The following is a 15597-nucleotide window of genomic DNA, read 5'->3' on the forward strand; positions in this document are numbered from 1 at the left end:
GCGACATACCCGCAACAACAGAATGCCGGCATGGCTGCTTTGGCTAAGAACAGGTCGTTTACGGCTAAATCCACCCTCCGCGAAGTGAGCAAACTCAAGCCATCTACCGCAACGGAGGGTTTGGTCACCCTCGTTCATGCACAGTGGATGCTGCTCGCTCTTGGCCCCGGATGCTCACGGCTTTCCGGGGCTATTTTTTTCAAATACCTGGTAATACTGATAGTTGGCGACCAGCGTAAGGAACGCTCTAATTCAGTTTCTTGTTCTGGAGCTGATGAGATGAGATCACCGACGCGACGGTGTGGCCTGATCGTACTTTTAGCGGGGGCGCTTGCTGCCTGCTCTACTAGCACAGATGATCCGGCGATCGACCCAGGTGGGGCTGGAGTCCTGTTCGAACAGCCGGTGGCTGAAGCGAAAACCTTACGAGAATTCAGTGATGAACCAGAAGCCAACCCAGACTTAGCAGCGCTATTGGCGTCTCCGTCTACTCAGGACGTTTGGCCGATAGATATAAATACGCCGGAGTTCATCAATGCAAGCAGCCCTGTTCTGTCGATCACACTGCCCAAGGGAGACAGGGTTCGCTTTGATCTAAAGCGGACAAGTGACGTTGCGGGGATGTCCGGATGGATCGGTGATGTTGCCTCTGATCGAAAGCGACATTATCCGTCACCGGACGAAGTTGACTTCGACCCTTTCAACTGGATTTCGTTGGTGCGTGATGGCGGCCAGGTGGTTGGTGATATCCACTTCAAAGGCCAGCTCTATCGGTTGTATCCGATTGCTGCCGGCCGGCATGTTCTGGTCAAGGTCGACGAGTCCAGGATGCCCCCCAATGGCCAACCGGTCCTGTTGCCGAGATCCAGCTCAGGGCCAGCACCTGACAAGATTGCCAGGCCCGCTCGAAGCATCATCAGGGTGCTGTTTGTGACTACCTCCGAGCGTCGCGCGAGGTCTAAGTACTATCGGTTGGAACTGGTGCAGGCTTTGCAGAATGCCAACCAGTACCTGATCAATAGCCATGTGCCATTGACCTATGAGCTCGCAGGCTTTCTCGATCCCGACTATAGCGAAGGTGCAAAGAGTCAGTGGGCGATGTTGCATGAGATGGCTCGAACATCGAGTACGCTGGGGTCTCAGGTTGCCGCGCAACGTGAGGCGTCAAAGGCCGATTTGGTTTCGCTCTATAACGTAGAATCTTCTATCTGCGGTAACGCCTACGGCTGGTCGAAAAAAGAGACAGGGTTCCACACGATCAGCTGCACTGTCGCTTTGGCCCATGAGTTAGGCCATAACTTAGGCGGCGGGCACGGGCTCGAAGGGATTGACCCATCAAGACATTACAACCACGGCTATAGACATCGCTCGCCCGACTTTCACACTATCCAGGTGACGTCTCATGGCGCGATTCCCTATTTCTCCAACCCGCGCTTGCAGTACCAGGGCGTACCGATAGGCACAGTTCAGAACCATGACGTGGCGCGGCAATTTGGTGACTACATGGGCGTAGTCGAGGATTTTTACAAGGATGGTAATGAATTCACAGTGTACGAGCATGCAAACTATCAGGGAGACTCCTGCACCTTCACCAGTAAAGGTGGAGTTAGCGCATACCTTGCAGACATGTGTGGCGAGGGATGGCAGAAAAAAGTCTCGTCCTTGAAAGTCTCCAAAGTCAAACCAGGCGCCAGGGTTCGCATTCTGTCCGATTCAGGCAGCGGGGCAAGGTACATTAGCCTCAGGCTGGACGGTGATCTTGAGCTGCCCACATTGCAGGGACCTGTCGAAATCCCTGGTGCTGAGCTCAACTGGCTTGGCGGCTCGCTCGACGATAAGGTCTATCAGGTGTGGAGCAATGAGTACTGAAACGCACTGCCATATTTTGCCAGCGGGCTCTACACCGCTGGCAAAACTTCGGTTAGCGGCCTAGCCCGATACATCTGCCCACGTACTGCGGGCATGCCGACCCTACGGCGGTCTGGAGTTCCCGTAGGCAAGCGACGCTGTGCTCCGCGAACGGCGTAGACCTCGGCCCTGCCAGGTCAACATGCAGCAACATCTGCTCGCTTGCCGCCAATGCCTCGGCAAAGCCATCGCGGTGCAGGCTGTGATACACCTGCAGGCGCTTGCGGTCGAAGTCGAGGATCTGCGTTTGCACCCACACCTCGGTCCCCAGTTTCACTTCGTGCAGATAATTGATGTGCGCTTCCAGGGTAAACAGTGAATGACCGTTTTGGCCACGGCTCTCGGCATCCAGGCCGATCCGTTCCATCAGTGCGTCGGTGGCGTAGCTGAAGATCAGCAGGTAGAAGGCATCGCGCAGATGGCCGTTGTAGTCCACCCAGTCCGCCTGGACCGGGGTGCGGTAAGTGATCAGTTCGGGCATCGCGTGCTCCTTAATCGCCAAAGGCCATGCCGTGCTCGGCTTTGCTGGTTTTCACCGCCTCCAGCACCGCCAGCAGGGTGTCATCACGATAGCGCTCCAGCGCGGCGATGCTGCGATCCCCCAATTGTTCCGAGGTGCCGTCGACCACGTCGTCGATCAATTGGTCGGTCAGCTCCGGCGCTGGCAGGTAGGTCCACGGCAACTTCAGGGCTGGGCCGAATTGCGACATGAAGTGGCGCATGCCGGCATCGCCACCGGCCAGGGTGTAGGTGAGAAACGTACCCATGAACGACCAGCGCAGGCCGGCGCCAAAGCGGATCGCGTCGTCGATCTCGCCGGTAGTCGCCACGCCGTCATTGACCAGATGCAAGGCCTCGCGCCACAGCGCTTCGAGCAGGCGGTCGGCAATAAAGCCGGGCACTTCCTTGCGCACATGCAACGGGCGCATGCCCAGTGCGGTGTAGATGGTTTTTGCAGCCTCGATGGCCGCTGGCGAGGTTTGATTGCCGCCAACGATTTCCACCAGTGGTAGCAGGTAAACCGGGTTGAACGGGTGGCCGACCACACAACGCTCTGGGTGAATGGCGGATTCGTAGAACTCGCTGGGCAGAAGGCCAGAGGTGCTGCTGCCGATGATCGCGTCGGGCTTGGCGGCGGCGCTGATTTTTGCGTGCAGGTCGAGCTTCAGGTCCAGCCGCTCTGGTGCACTTTCCTGAATGAAGTCGGCATCGCGTACGCATTCTTCGATGGTGGCAACGAACTTCAGGCGATCTTGGGCTGCACCTGGGGCGAGGCCTTGTTTCTCCAGGGCCGGCCACGCGTTGGCGATACGCTTGCGCAGCGCTTGCTCGGCGCCGGGGGCAGGGTCCCAGGCGACTACGTCCAGGCCGTGGGCCAGGGCGCGGGCAACCCAGCCGCTGCCGATTACGCCGCTACCCAGGGCAGCGAAGGTCTTGATCTCGGTGATGAAGGGCATATCAGGGCTCCAGAAGGGCATCAGCGGCGGTTGAGGTTCATTTTTTCCCGGCCCTCAGCCGGGGTGAGCACGCGGCCACCCAGGCGGGCGATGATTTCGCTCGCGCGCTCGACCAGCTGGCCGTTGCTGGCCAGCACGCCCTTGTCCAGGTACAGGTTGTCTTCAAGGCCCACCCGCACGTTACCGCCGAGCAACACCGCCTGCGCGGCCATCGGCATCTGCATGCGGCCGATGCCGAAGCCGGCCCAGGTGACGTTGGCCGGCAGGTTGTCGACCATGGCTTTCATGGTGGTGGTGTCGGCCGGCGCGCCCCACGGGATGCCCAGGCACAGTTGGAACAGCGGGTCTTCGAGCAGGCCTTCTTTCATCATCTGCTTGGCGAACCACAGGTGCCCGGTGTCGAAGATCTCCAGTTCGGCCTTCACGCCCAGTTCGGTAATGCGCTTGGCGCCTGCGCGCAGTTGCGCCGGGGTGGAAACGTAGATCGAGTTGCCATCACCGAAGTTGAGAGTGCCGCAGTCGAGGGTGCAGATTTCAGGCAGCAATGCTTCAACGTGGGCCAGGCGTTCCAGCGGGCCGATCAGGTCGGTGCCGGGGCCGAATTCCATCGGCGATTCGCCTGGGCCGATTTCCAGGTCACCGCCCATGCCGGCGGTGAGGTTGACGATGATGTCGACATCGGCCTCGCGGATGCGCTCCATGACTTCGCGGTACAGCGCTACATCGCGGCTGAAGCGGCCGGTTTGTGGGTCGCGGACATGGCAGTGGACCACGGTGGCGCCGGCCTTGGCGGCTTCGACGGCAGACTCGGCGATCTGTTTGGGAGTGACCGGGACCAGGTGGCTCTTTGAAGCAGTGTCGCCGGCGCCGGTGAGGGCGCAGGTGATGATGACGTCGTGGTTCATGGATCGGTTCCTTGTGTTGTCTGTGCTGGCCTTTTCGCGGGCATGCCCGCTCCCACAGGGTCAGCAGTGACCCTGAGCCTTACACCTGTAGGAGCAGCCTTGTGCTGCGAAAGGGACCTGTCAGTTGGCGGTGAGCTTGAGGTTGTCCGCAGCCGGCTTGCCGTCGAAGGTAGTCACACCTTCAAGCCAGCGGGCTTTGTCCTCGGGGTGGTCCTTGAGCCACTGGCGGGCCGATTCCAGCGCATCCTTGTGGTCGAGCAGCGGCTGCATCATGCGGCTCTCGTCCTCGGCGCTGAAGTTCAGGTTGGCCAGCAGGCGGTGGGCGTTGGGGCAGCGGTCGGCGTAGTCTGGCGCGGTCACCGTCCACACTGTGGCACGGCCTTCGTCAGGGCCCAGGGCGTCCTGGCTGTCGCCCAGGTAGGCCATGTCGATGTTCACGTTCATCGGGTGCGGGGCCCAGCCGAAGAACACCACCGCCTCCTTGCGTCGCACGGCGCGGTCGACGGCGGCAAGCATGCCCGCCTCGCTGGACTCGACCAGCTGGAACTTGCCCAGGCCGAACTGGTTCTTGGCGATCATCGCCTTGATCTGGGTGTTGGCGCCGGAGCCTGGCTCGATGCCGTAGATTTTCCCGCCCAGCTCCTTTTCGAACTTGTGGATATCGGCGAAGGTCTTCAGACCCTTGTCTGCCAGATACTTCGGCACTGCCAGGGTTGCCCTCGCATCTTCCAGGCTCGGCTTGTCGAGCACCTTGACCTGCCCGGCATCGACGAACGGGGTAATGGTCTGGGTCATGATCGGGTTCCAGTAACCCAGGAACATGTCCAGGCGTTTGTCGCGGATACCGGCAAAGATGATCTGCTGCGAAGCGCTGGTCTGTTTGGTCTGGTAGCCCAGGCCGTCGAGCAGCACCTGGGCCATGGCGCTGGTGGCAATGACGTCGGTCCAGTTGACCACCCCCAGGCGCACGTTCTTGCAGGCCGCAGGCTCTGCGGCAAAAAGCGGTGAGGTGGCGATGCTGCTCAGGGCAAGGGTCAACAGGCTGCGGCGGATCAAGCTGTGCATGGTGGCTCTCCATCGGCAGTGCATATTGTTATGGGTTTCGATCTCTGTGGATCGTGTGAACACGCTACGCTGCTGGCAGGGTGAAAAATCGCACCCTGGCGACCAACACTTGCACGGAGGCGACCACCTTTGCCGTGGAGCATTCAATGCCGCAAATCATTCATTTCCTGCTGCTGCCCGGGTTCTCCGCCATGGGCTTCATCAGTGCCCTGGAACCTCTGCGCGTGGCCAACCGGTTCAAGGGGCCGTCGTACCGCTGGCAGGTGCTGAGCCTGGATGGCGGCGCGGTGCAGGCCAGCAATGGCATGTCGGTGAACGCCGACGCGGCGCTGGCCGCAGCCGATCCGGGTGGCATCCTGCTGATCGTGGCCGGCTTCGAGCCGCTGGCCTGCTATGGGCCGGCGCTGCAGCAGGCGCTACGCCGGCTGGACCATGACGGGGTGATTCTGGGTGGCATCGATACCGGCGCGGTGGTAATGGCCGAGGCCGGTCTGCTCGACGGCCACCGCGCCACCGTGCACTGGGAAGCGCTGGAGGCGTTCAAGGAAAACTACCCTGGCCTGCAGGTGACCCAGGAGTTGTTCGAAATCGACCGACGGCGCATTACCTGTGCCGGTGGCACGGCTTCGATCGACCTGATGCTCGACCTGATTGCCCAGGCCCACGGCGGCGAGCTGGCGGTGCAGGTGTCGGAGCAGTTCGTGCTCGGTCGCATCCGGCCACGTCAGGACCACCAGCGGATGCAGATTGCCTCTCGTTATGGCATCAGCAACCGCAAGCTGGTGCAGGTGATCGGTGAAATGGAAAAGCATACCGAGCCACCGCTGAGCACATTGGAGCTGGCAGCCCGCGCCAAGGTGACCCGGCGTCAATTGGAGCGCTTGTTTCGTTTGTATCTGAATGACACGCCGAGTGGGTTTTACCTTGGCTTGCGTCTGGACAAGGCGCGGCAGCTGCTGTGCCAGACGCAGATGAGCATCACACAGGTCAGCGTGGCGTGCGGTTTCGAGCTGCCGTCGTACTTCACGCGCTGCTACAAACGGCGTTTCGGCCATTGCCCGCGGGCAGAGCGACAGGCACTCAAGCCTCAGTTGGCTGATCAGATCTGATCGAGGTCTGACAGTGCCCTGAGCCGGGCCTCGATGCGTACGCGCTGTACCTCGAAGGCCTGGGGCAAGAGTCTGGCACCCAAGTGATCCAGGTGCAGGGTCAGGCGCGTTCGTGGGGTGTCTGCAGCAGTCGTACACCACAGGTGGAATACAAGCGCCACCGGGCTGTCAGGGTCATCATGGTCAAAACCGATGCGCATATGCGAGCTGGTTGATGTACTGCACAGGAGCGCAAGGTCAGGCTGCCGCAAGCCGTTGAGCACATCGCTTGCCACCCGCCTGAAGCTTTGGTTGCGGCCCTGAGGTGGTGGAATCCAGCCGGCGAAGACCTCCTCAAACACAGCATCCGTTGGGGTGCAGTTGAAGCTCTTGGTTGTTCGTTCGAACAGTTCGACACCGCAGTCTTCCAGGGTTTTCAGAAAAAAGCTGAACCACTGCTGGCCGTGTTGCTGACGGTCGTGGGCCAGGTTGGCATCCATTTGTGCCAGGCGCAGGCAGTCGTGAAGGTCTTCGAGGTGTTGGGGGGCAGGTGATGCGGGCATGGTTCAGGCCATTGTGTGTATGTAAATACCCGAAGATGGCGCCGCAGGCGGCGCCAAATCTGGCTTAGATGTCCAGTGCCAGGATGTCGGCCGCTTGACTGGCCAGCTTCAACCTGACGGCTTCGCGCATGGCACCGAAGTGGCGAACACTGAACGAACCTTGTTGCGAGGCTCGGTAGACACGGGTGTTCGATTTGTCGAGGATGCGGCCGGACGAGCCTGCGGCCTTCTCGGCTTTGTCATAGCTCAACTGAACACTGGTCATGTGCATGATCGGCAGGCCCTGTGGCGTCATTTCGCAGGCCGAAATCTGCACGGTGCTGGATTTACCCGAAACGCTCACGCTGCTTTCTTCAAGCAGTTGCTGTGCCTTTGGCGTTTTCACGATCACTTCGAAAGAGCGTCTGACACAGCGGCTCAGACGATGGTTATGGCCGATCTGGACGGTGACAATTTCAGGGGCCAGGGTTGCCAGCGTGTGAGTGTCCTTGTCCAGCGCCTCTTCGACGTGAGCGGCGCCGGTCAGTGTCCAGCCGAATTTGCCCAGGCCATCGTTGTAGAAGTTGTACCATTCGCGCTGCTGGGTTTCTTTGTCGAACTTCTTGTTTGCCGACAGGTTCATCAGGCGCATGCCATCCAGCACGTCTTCGGCAACTGTGGCCGGTACATCCGGGGCGAAAATGCAGACGGTGTTGGCGACCATTACAGCGCGTTCTTCGCCTTCTTTCTTCAGCGCGGCAATGGCGCTGTCCATGTCGGTTTTGCTGATGTTGGAAGTCATGTCTTGGTTTCCTTCAGTACAGTGCGACGCCTCGGCTGAGGCGTCTGGCGTGCACTGTGTTTCGGATTGCCAAGTCAGATAAGTTGCAAGCTTTTCCTAACGGGGTAACGTGTCTATTGCTGCCCAATCGCCTGCAAATACTCCGAGCGGTCATCACTGCGCTGCGCCACGCAGGTGTCCCACGCCGCCTGGAACGCTTTGCTGCCGGGCTTCTCGGCATAGGTCTCGACCTTGCAGTCGGCATCGCGCAGCTGCGTCCACAGCTGCTCTGCCGCATCCAGACGCGCGATCAGGGCCGTGGTCTGGTCACCCTCGTCGGCGTACTGGTCGCGGATGCGCTGGATCAGGTCGTCATAGGCCGCTTTCAACTCGCGCTCGGCGGTCTGCTTGTTGAACGCAGCGCAGGCGTAGGACTGCTGGTCGGTGTCGACGTTGTCGCACGGGGTGCTTTCTTCCTCGCCGGCCTGGGCGCCCGATACGACTGTCATCAATACCAGCCATGCCATTGATCTCATCCGCTTTCTCCTCAACAGGCTGACGAATGGCAGGGATTCTCGCTCAGCTTACGGCAAGGTGGTAGGTCCCTGACGAAATGTTCATGAAACGGCCGGATATGTCGTTATCGAGACTGTCTCTCATCGCCAGGCAGCATGCCAGAGGGCGCGATGTCGCGCATTGACGCTTTCGGCAAACCCCCTGTCGTTTTTGCATCGGGGCGCCTTTGGGCACAGGCATATGCTGGCCCCAAAGCGCCGGCAGAAGATTCGGCGCGGCCCAAATCAACAAAAGGGGACAGCCTGATGAGCCCAGCCGAACTTCACGCCGACAGCATCGTCATCGACGGCCTGATCATTGCCAAATGGAACCGTGAGCTGTTCGAGGACATGCGCAAAGGCGGGCTGACTGCGGCCAACTGCACGGTGTCGGTCTGGGAAGGTTTCAAGGCTACCGTCGACCAGATCGCCGCCAGCCAGAAGCTGATCCGCGACAACAGCGACCTGGTCATGCCGGTGCGCACCACCGCCGACATTCGCAAGGCCAAGGAGCTGGGCAAGACCGGCATCCTGTTCGGCTTCCAGAACGCCCATGCCTTCGAAGACCAGATCGCCTACGTCGACGTGTTCAAGCAGCTGGGCGTGGGCATCGTGCAGATGTGCTACAACACCCAGAATCTGGTGGGCACCGGTTGCTACGAGCGTGATGGCGGGCTGTCGGGCTTCGGCCGCGAGATCGTGGCGGAAATGAACCGTGTCGGCATCATGTGCGACCTGTCTCACGTCGGCTCGAAAACTTCCGAAGAAGTCATCCTCGAATCGAAAAAGCCGGTGTGCTACTCGCACTGCCTGCCGTCGGGCCTTAAAGAGCACCCGCGCAACAAGTCGGACGAAGAGCTCAAGTTCATCGCCGATCATGGCGGCTTCGTCGGCGTGACCATGTTCGCGCCATTCCTGGCCAAGGGCATCGATTCGACCATCGACGACTACGCCGAAGCCATCGAGTACACCATGAATATCGTCGGCGAAGACGCTATCGGTATCGGTACCGACTTTACCCAGGGCCACGGCCAGGACTTCTTCGAGTACCTGACCCACGACAAGGGCTACGCCCGCCGCCTGACCAGCTTCGGCAAGATCATCAACCCGCTGGGCATCCGCACCGTGGGCGAATTCCCCAACCTCACCGAGACCTTGCTCAAGCGCGGCCACTCCGAACGCGTGGTGCGCAAGATCATGGGCGAGAACTGGGTTAACGTCCTCAAGGACGTGTGGGGCGAGTAAGCCGCTCTCCAAGCCTGAAGCCCCTGCCAGCAACGCCGGGGCACCCAAACAAAAATTTTATGGAGTTGAGTTTCCATGGCCAAGATCGCCCCGCAATTGCCAATCGAAGTCGACAGCGAAACCGGTGTCTGGACCAGCGACGCCTTGCCGATGCTGTATGTGCCGCGCCATTTCTTCGTCAACAACCACATCGGCATCGAGGAAGTGCTGGGCGCCGACGCCTATGCCGAGATCCTCTACAAGGCCGGCTACAAGTCGGCCTGGCACTGGTGTGAAAAAGAAGCCGAGTGCCATGGCCTGGAAGGTGTGGCGGTGTTCGAGCACTACATGAAGCGCCTGAGCCAGCGTGGCTGGGGCTTGTTCGAAATCCAGGACATCGACCTGGACAAAGGCACCTGCAGCGTCAAGCTCAAGCATTCCGCGTTCGTGTACGTGTACGGCAAGGTCGGCCGCAAGGTCGACTACATGTTCACCGGCTGGTTCGCCGGCGCAATGGACCAGATTCTCGCTGCCCGCGGCAGCTCGATCCGCACCGTGGCCGAACAGGTCTACGGCGGGTCAGAAGAAGGCCACGAAGATGGCCTGTTCGTTACAAAGCCGTTGTAAGCCGGAGATAGCGTCATGGCATTCGAAGCAATGTTCCAGCCGATTCAGATCGGCAAGCTGACCATCCGCAACCGTGTGCTCAGCACCGCGCACGCCGAGGTCTACGCCACTGACGGCGGCATGACGACCGACCGCTACGTGAAGTACTACGAAGAAAAGGCCAAGGGCGGCATCGGCCTGGCGATCTGCGGCGGCTCGTCGGTGGTGGCCATCGACAGCCCGCAGGAATGGTGGGCGTCGGTCAACCTGTCGACCGACCGCATCATCCCGCACTTCCAGAACCTGGCCGACGCCATGCACAAGCATGGCGCCAAGATCATGATCCAGATTACCCACATGGGCCGTCGCTCGCGCTGGGACGGCTTCAACTGGCCGACCCTGATGTCGCCGTCGGGCATCCGTGAACCGGTCCACCGCGCCACCTGCAAGACCATCGAGGTGGAAGAGATCTGGCGGGTGATCGGCAACTACGCGCAGGCTGCGCGGCGGGCCAAGGAAGGTGGCCTGGACGGCGTGGAGCTGTCGGCCGTGCACCAGCACATGATCGACCAGTTCTGGAGCCCGCGGGTCAACAAGCGTACCGACGAATGGGGCGGCAGCTTCGAAGGCCGCATGAAGTTCGGCCTGGAAGTGCTTAAAGCCGTGCGTGCCGAGGTCGGTGACGACTTCTGCGTGGGCATGCGTATCTGTGGCGACGAGTTCCACCCCGATGGCCTCAGCCACGAGGACATGAAGCAGATCGCCGCGTACTACGACGCCACCGGTATGCTCGACTTCCTTGGTGTGGTCGGCTCGGGCTGCGACACCCACAACACCCTGGCCAACGTCATCCCCAACATGAGCTACCCGCCGGAGCCGTTCCTGCACCTGGCGGCCGGTATCAAGGAAGTGGTCAAGATCCCGGTGCTGCACGCGCAGAACATCAAGGACCCGAACCAGGCCACGCGCATCCTCGAAGGCGGCTACGTCGACATGGTCGGCATGACCCGCGCGCACATGGCTGACCCGCACTTGATCGCCAAGATCAAGATGGGCCAGATCGACCAGATCAAGCAGTGCGTCGGTGCCAACTACTGCATCGACCGTCAGTACCAGGGCCTGGATGTGCTGTGCATCCAGAACGCCGCCACCTCCCGTGAATACATGGGTGTGCCGCACATCATCGAGAAGACCACCGGCGTCAAACGCAAGGTCGTGGTGGTGGGGGCAGGCCCTGCCGGCATGGAAGCGGCCCGTGTGGCCGCCGAACGTGGCCACGACGTGACCCTGTTCGAGAAGAAAGACCAGATCGGCGGGCAGATCACCATTGCCGCCAAGGCGCCGCAGCGCGACCAGATTGCCGGCATCACCCGTTGGTACCAACTGGAACTTGCGCGGCTGAAAGTTGACCTGCGCCTGGGTACGGCAGCCAGCGTGGACGCCATCCAGGACCTGCGCCCGGATGTCATCGTGCTGGCGGTGGGCGGCCATCCATTCGTCGAGCAGAACGAGCACTGGGGCGCCGCCGAAGGGCTGGTGGTCAGCAGCTGGGACGTCCTCGACGGCAAGGTGGCACCGGGCAAGAACGTGCTGGTGTACGACACCATCTGCGAATTCACCGGCATGTCGGCGGCGGACTACATCGCCGACAAGGGCAGCCAGGTGGAGATCGTCACCGACGATATCAAGCCGGGCGTGGCCATGGGCGGTACCACCTTCCCCACCTACTACCGCAGCATGTACCCGAAAGAAGTGATCATGACCGGCGACATGATGCTGGAAAAGGTCTACCGCGAAGGCGACAAGCTGGTGGCGGTGCTGGAGAACGAATACACCGGCGCCAAGGAAGAACGCGTGGTCGACCAGGTAGTGGTGGAAAACGGCGTGCGTCCTGACGAAGAGCTGTATTACGCACTGAAGGAAGGTTCGCGCAACAAGGGCCAGATCGACGTGGAGGCGCTGTTTGCCATCCAGCCACAGCCGATCCTCAGCCAGCCGGGCGAAGGCTACCTGCTGTATCGCATCGGCGACTGCGTGGCCCAGCGCAACGTGCATGCGGCGATCTACGACGCCTTGCGCCTGTGCAAGGACTTCTGATCGAAACAAATCGTCGCCACCGGGCGTGGTCCCTGTGGGAGCGGGTTCACCCGCGAATGCGTCAGCGCTGACAACGCCGTTGCCTGACCGGGCGCATTCGCGGGTAAACCCGCTCCCACAGGGGCCAATCCCAGCTTCAGAGTGGTGCAAGAATCCAGCTGTTGTGGGAGCCTCCCATGTTGAACACCCTTCTACCCATCCTGCTGTTCGCTGCCCTTGGCCTGGCAGTGCTCGGCGCCCTGCGCCGGGTGCGCATGTGGCGTCGTGGCCGGGCCGCCAAGGTCGATCTGATCGGCGGCCTGCTGGCCATGCCGCGCCGTTACCTGGTGGACCTGCACCATGTGGTCGAGCGCGACAAGTACATGTCCAACACCCACGTGGCCACTGCCGGTGGCTTCGTGCTGTCGGCCGCGCTGGCGATCCTGGTGCATGGCTTCGGCCTGCAGAGCAAGATTCTTGGCTACGCGTTACTGGTGGCCACGCTAATCATGTTCACCGGTGCCTTGTTCGTCTTCAAGCGCCGCCTCAACCCGCCCTCGCGCCTGTCCAAGGGCCCATGGATGCGCTTGCCGAAAAGCCTGCTGGCATTCGCCGTGAGCTTCTTCATTGCCACCTTGCCGGTCGCCGGCATCCTGCCCGCGAACACCGGCGGCTGGGTCATGGTCGGTATCCTTGGCCTGGGCGTGCTGTGGGGCGTATCGGAGCTGTTCTTCGGCATGACCTGGGGCGGCCCGATGAAACACGCCTTCGCCGGTGCCCTGCACCTGGCCTGGCACCGCCGCGCCGAGCGCTTCGGCGGTGGCCGTTCCACCGGCCTGAAACCGCTGGACCTGGAAGACCCGAACGCGCCGCTGGGCGTGGAAAAACCGGTGGACTTCACCTGGAACCAGCTGCTGGGCTTCGATGCCTGCGTGCAGTGCGGTAAATGTGAAGCGATGTGCCCGGCATTTGCCGCCGGCCAGCCGCTGAACCCGAAAAAACTCATCCAGGACATGGTCATCGGCCTGGCCGGTGGCACCGATGCCAAGTTCGCCGGCAGCCCGTACCCGGGCAAGCCAGTCGGCGAGCACGGCGGGCACCCGCACCAGCCGATCGTCAATGGCCTGGTCGACGCCGAAACGCTGTGGTCGTGCACCACCTGCCGTGCCTGCGTCGAGGAATGCCCGATGATGATCGAGCACGTCGATGCCATCGTCGACATGCGCCGCCACCTCACCCTGGAAAAAGGCGCGACCCCGAACAAGGGCGCCGAGGTGCTGGACAACCTGATCGCCACCGACAACCCCGGCGGCTTCGCCCCTGGCGGGCGGATGAACTGGGCCGCCGACCTCAACCTGCAACTGCTGTCCGAGGTGAACACCACCGAGGTGCTGTTCTGGGTGGGTGACGGTGCCTTCGACATGCGTAACCAGCGCACCCTGCGCTCGTTCGTCAAGGTGCTGAAGGCCTCGGGCGTGGACTTTGCCGTGCTCGGTCTGGAAGAGCGCGACAGCGGCGACGTGGCACGCCGCCTCGGCGACGAAGCGACCTTCCAGCAGCTGGCCAAGCGCAATATCCAGACCCTGGCCAAGTACAAGTTCCAGCGCATCGTCACCTGTGACCCGCACAGCTTCCACGTGCTGAAGAACGAGTACGGCGAGCTGGGCGGTGACTACCAGGTGCAGCACCACAGCACCTACATCGCCGAGCTGATCGCCGCGAAAAAACTCAACCTCGGTCAGCACAAGGGCGGCAGTGTCACCTACCACGACCCGTGCTACCTGGGTCGTTACAACGGCGAGTACGAAGCACCGCGCGAAGTCCTCAAGGCACTCGGTATCGAAGTGCGCGAAATGCAGCGCTCGGGCTTCCGTTCCCGCTGCTGCGGCGGTGGCGGCGGTGCGCCGATCACTGACATCCCCGGCAAGCAGCGGATTCCGGACATGCGCATGGACGACATCCGCGAAACCGAGGCCGAACTGGTGGCCGTGGGTTGCCCGCAGTGCACTGCGATGCTCGAAGGCGTGGTCGAACCGCGCCCACAGATCAAGGACTTGGCAGAGTTGGTGGCTGACGTGCTGATCGAAGAGGACGCGCCTGCCACCGCAAAGCCGCAAACGGCCAAACGTGAACCTGCGGAGGTGCACTGATGAGCGACATTATCCGCCGCGACCCACGCGCCGAGTGGATCGCCCGTAACCGCCTGCACCCGCTGCACGCGGCCATGCAGACACAGCAGACCAGCTGGATGGGGCCCAATGGCCTCATCCGCAAGAACCCCCATGCGATTGCCGCAGGCTTTATCGGCCCCGCGGGCATCAAGCGCATCGACCGCAGCGGCGCCCAGCAGGGCACCGGTGTGGGCGGGCGGCGTACGGCGGCGACCGAGGTCAAGCTGCCGCTGCACCAGGTGCCGGAGCCGGCGTTCTACATTGCCGTGGTGCCGGACATGGTCGGTGGCCGCCTGAGCAGCCACGACCGCGACCTGCTGGGCCTGGCTCACAGCCTGGCTGGCAGCGACGGTGCTGTGCTGGCGGTGGTGTTTGGCGAGCACAAGGAAAACAACTTTTCCACAGCCGGCGTCGACAGGCTGTTGGTCATCGAAGGGGAGGCCTTCGAAGGTTATGTACCGGAGCAGCTGGTACAGGGCCTGCGGGCTGTGGATAACCAGTTCACGCCACGCCACTGGTTGCTGCCAGACAGCCGCACCGGCGGCGGCGAACTGGGCCGGCGCCTCGGCGCAGCGCTGGGCGAGCGCCCGGCCACGCGGGTATGGCAAGTCAAGGATGGCCAGTGCGTAGGCCGCGCTGGCGCTGGCCAGCAAGACCTGCAACGCGCCGTGCCGCGTCTGATCCTGGCGGCGGCTGAGTGCGCCGAACCGGTCAGCGAAACCCGTCACGAAGCCTTGCCGGTGGAGTTGTCCACAAGCGTGGCGCGCAGCCTGTCGCGCATCGAAGACCTTGGTTCGGTGGCCGTGGACCCGGCCACCATTGCCATGGCCGAGGCCGAGTTCATCGTCTCGGGCGGCAACGGGGTCAAGGACTGGGACCTGTACCACCAGGCCACTGCGACGCTGGGCGCCACAGAAGGCGCCTCGCGGGTGGCGGTGGACGACGGCTTCATGCCGCGCAACCGCCAGGTGGGTGCGACCGGTACCTGGGTGACCGCGCGGGTCTACGTGGCTGTGGGTATCTCGGGGGCGATCCAGCACCTGCAGGGCATTGGCGCCTGCGACAAGGTGGTGGCGATCAATATGGACCCGGGCTGCGACATGATCAAACGGGCTGACCTGTCGGTGATTGGCGACAGCTCGGCGATTCTCAAGGCACTGATCGAAGCTGTGGACAACTACCGCAGCGGCGGCCAGCGCGACGCGGCATAAGGGCACGAG

14 protein-coding genes are annotated in these 15597 nt (G+C 62.0%); 7 read left to right on the forward strand and 7 right to left on the reverse strand.

The window, feature by feature from the left end; all coding sequences use genetic code 11:
- Positions 1-30: 30 nt before the first annotated feature.
- Positions 31-1869 (forward strand): hypothetical protein, encoded by a 1839-nt coding sequence (locus tag AC5O5I_RS01405; protein WP_494511966.1) that lies wholly within the window; start codon positions 31-33, stop codon positions 1867-1869.
- Between the two features lie 52 nt (positions 1870-1921).
- Here the strand turns inward: AC5O5I_RS01405 and AC5O5I_RS01410 are convergent, their stop codons facing one another.
- From AC5O5I_RS01410 to choX, 4 genes are all read right to left on the reverse strand, one after another.
- On the reverse strand, positions 1922-2389 hold the full coding sequence (locus AC5O5I_RS01410) for a thioesterase family protein (protein ID WP_494511967.1): 468 nt from the start codon (positions 2387-2389) through the stop codon (positions 1922-1924).
- 10 nt (positions 2390-2399) lie between these two features.
- The gene (locus AC5O5I_RS01415) at positions 2400-3365 is read right to left on the reverse strand and encodes an L-carnitine dehydrogenase (protein WP_172227712.1); all 966 of its coding nucleotides are present in this window, start codon (positions 3363-3365) and stop codon (positions 2400-2402) included.
- Between the two features lie 20 nt (positions 3366-3385).
- Positions 3386-4270: a 3-dehydrocarnitine:acetyl-CoA trimethylamine transferase CdhC gene (gene cdhC, locus AC5O5I_RS01420; RefSeq protein WP_172288769.1), complete on the reverse strand. Its 885-nt coding sequence runs from the start codon at positions 4268-4270 to the stop codon at positions 3386-3388.
- Between the two features lie 120 nt (positions 4271-4390).
- Positions 4391-5335: a choline ABC transporter substrate-binding protein gene (gene choX / locus AC5O5I_RS01425; RefSeq protein WP_172227256.1), complete on the reverse strand. Its 945-nt coding sequence runs from the start codon at positions 5333-5335 to the stop codon at positions 4391-4393.
- A gap of 146 nt (positions 5336-5481) precedes the next feature.
- On the opposite strand from choX, the gene AC5O5I_RS01430 reads away from it, so the two are divergent.
- Positions 5482-6444 carry a GlxA family transcriptional regulator gene (locus AC5O5I_RS01430; RefSeq protein WP_494511968.1) on the forward strand — a complete coding sequence of 321 codons (963 nt, stop codon included), beginning with the start codon at positions 5482-5484 and terminating at the stop codon, positions 6442-6444.
- Here AC5O5I_RS01430 and AC5O5I_RS01435 read toward each other — a convergent pair.
- The 3 genes from AC5O5I_RS01435 to AC5O5I_RS01445 all read right to left on the reverse strand — a co-directional run bounded on the left by AC5O5I_RS01435 (position 6435) and on the right by AC5O5I_RS01445 (position 8282).
- On the reverse strand, positions 6435-6923 hold the full coding sequence (locus tag AC5O5I_RS01435) for a hypothetical protein (protein WP_494511969.1): 489 nt from the start codon (positions 6921-6923) through the stop codon (positions 6435-6437). The genes AC5O5I_RS01430 and AC5O5I_RS01435 overlap by 10 nt on opposite strands.
- Before the next feature lie 127 nt (positions 6924-7050).
- On the reverse strand, positions 7051-7767 hold the full coding sequence (locus AC5O5I_RS01440) for a hypothetical protein (RefSeq protein WP_256676230.1): 717 nt from the start codon (positions 7765-7767) through the stop codon (positions 7051-7053).
- 113 nt (positions 7768-7880) lie between these two features.
- The gene (locus tag AC5O5I_RS01445; RefSeq protein WP_172285246.1) at positions 7881-8282 is read right to left on the reverse strand and encodes a lysozyme inhibitor LprI family protein; all 402 of its coding nucleotides are present in this window, start codon (positions 8280-8282) and stop codon (positions 7881-7883) included.
- A 285-nt stretch (positions 8283-8567) separates the two neighbouring features.
- Here AC5O5I_RS01445 and AC5O5I_RS01450 point away from each other — a divergent pair, with 285 nt between their 5' ends.
- The 5 genes from AC5O5I_RS01450 to etfA all read left to right on the forward strand — a co-directional run bounded on the left by AC5O5I_RS01450 (position 8568) and on the right by etfA (position 15588).
- Positions 8568-9545, forward strand: a complete 978-nt coding sequence (locus AC5O5I_RS01450) for a dipeptidase (protein ID WP_172227248.1) — start codon at positions 8568-8570, stop codon at positions 9543-9545.
- Positions 9546-9620: 75 nt separating this feature from the next.
- Entirely contained in the window at positions 9621-10151 is a 531-nt protein-coding gene (locus AC5O5I_RS01455) for a DUF5943 domain-containing protein (protein ID WP_016497619.1), read from the forward strand.
- Positions 10152-10166: 15 nt separating this feature from the next.
- Positions 10167-12227, forward strand: a complete 2061-nt coding sequence (gene dgcA, locus AC5O5I_RS01460; RefSeq protein WP_172285247.1) for a dimethylglycine demethylation protein DgcA — start codon at positions 10167-10169, stop codon at positions 12225-12227.
- Positions 12228-12403: 176 nt separating this feature from the next.
- Positions 12404-14356: a dimethylglycine demethylation protein DgcB gene (gene dgcB, locus AC5O5I_RS01465; RefSeq protein ID WP_172285248.1), complete on the forward strand. Its 1953-nt coding sequence runs from the start codon at positions 12404-12406 to the stop codon at positions 14354-14356.
- Positions 14356-15588: an electron transfer flavoprotein subunit alpha gene (gene etfA / locus AC5O5I_RS01470; protein WP_172285249.1), complete on the forward strand. Its 1233-nt coding sequence runs from the start codon at positions 14356-14358 to the stop codon at positions 15586-15588. The genes dgcB and etfA overlap by 1 nt, the downstream gene beginning before the upstream one ends.
- Positions 15589-15597 lie beyond the last annotated feature (9 nt).

Source organism: Pseudomonas sp. 9_2_1 (assembly GCF_059295275.1).

Excerpts from the sequence above, each read along its gene's own strand:
- AC5O5I_RS01405 (WP_494511966.1), top strand. The coding sequence starts at position 31 with ATGGCTGCTTTGGCTAAGAACAGGTCGTTTACGGCTAAATCCACCCTC.
- AC5O5I_RS01410 (WP_494511967.1), bottom strand. The coding sequence starts at position 2,389 with ATGCCCGAACTGATCACTTACCGCACCCCGGTCCAGGCGGACTGGGTG.
- AC5O5I_RS01415 (WP_172227712.1), bottom strand. The coding sequence starts at position 3,365 with ATGCCCTTCATCACCGAGATCAAGACCTTCGCTGCCCTGGGTAGCGGC.
- cdhC (WP_172288769.1), bottom strand. The coding sequence starts at position 4,270 with ATGAACCACGACGTCATCATCACCTGCGCCCTCACCGGCGCCGGCGAC.
- choX (WP_172227256.1), bottom strand. The coding sequence starts at position 5,335 with ATGCACAGCTTGATCCGCCGCAGCCTGTTGACCCTTGCCCTGAGCAGC.
- AC5O5I_RS01430 (WP_494511968.1), top strand. The coding sequence starts at position 5,482 with ATGCCGCAAATCATTCATTTCCTGCTGCTGCCCGGGTTCTCCGCCATG.
- AC5O5I_RS01435 (WP_494511969.1), bottom strand. The coding sequence starts at position 6,923 with ATGGATGCCAACCTGGCCCACGACCGTCAGCAACACGGCCAGCAGTGG.
- AC5O5I_RS01440 (WP_256676230.1), bottom strand. The coding sequence starts at position 7,767 with ATGACTTCCAACATCAGCAAAACCGACATGGACAGCGCCATTGCCGCG.
- AC5O5I_RS01445 (WP_172285246.1), bottom strand. The coding sequence starts at position 8,282 with ATGAGATCAATGGCATGGCTGGTATTGATGACAGTCGTATCGGGCGCC.
- AC5O5I_RS01450 (WP_172227248.1), top strand. The coding sequence starts at position 8,568 with ATGAGCCCAGCCGAACTTCACGCCGACAGCATCGTCATCGACGGCCTG.
- AC5O5I_RS01455 (WP_016497619.1), top strand. The coding sequence starts at position 9,621 with ATGGCCAAGATCGCCCCGCAATTGCCAATCGAAGTCGACAGCGAAACC.
- dgcA (WP_172285247.1), top strand. The coding sequence starts at position 10,167 with ATGGCATTCGAAGCAATGTTCCAGCCGATTCAGATCGGCAAGCTGACC.
- dgcB (WP_172285248.1), top strand. The coding sequence starts at position 12,404 with ATGTTGAACACCCTTCTACCCATCCTGCTGTTCGCTGCCCTTGGCCTG.
- etfA (WP_172285249.1), top strand. The coding sequence starts at position 14,356 with ATGAGCGACATTATCCGCCGCGACCCACGCGCCGAGTGGATCGCCCGT.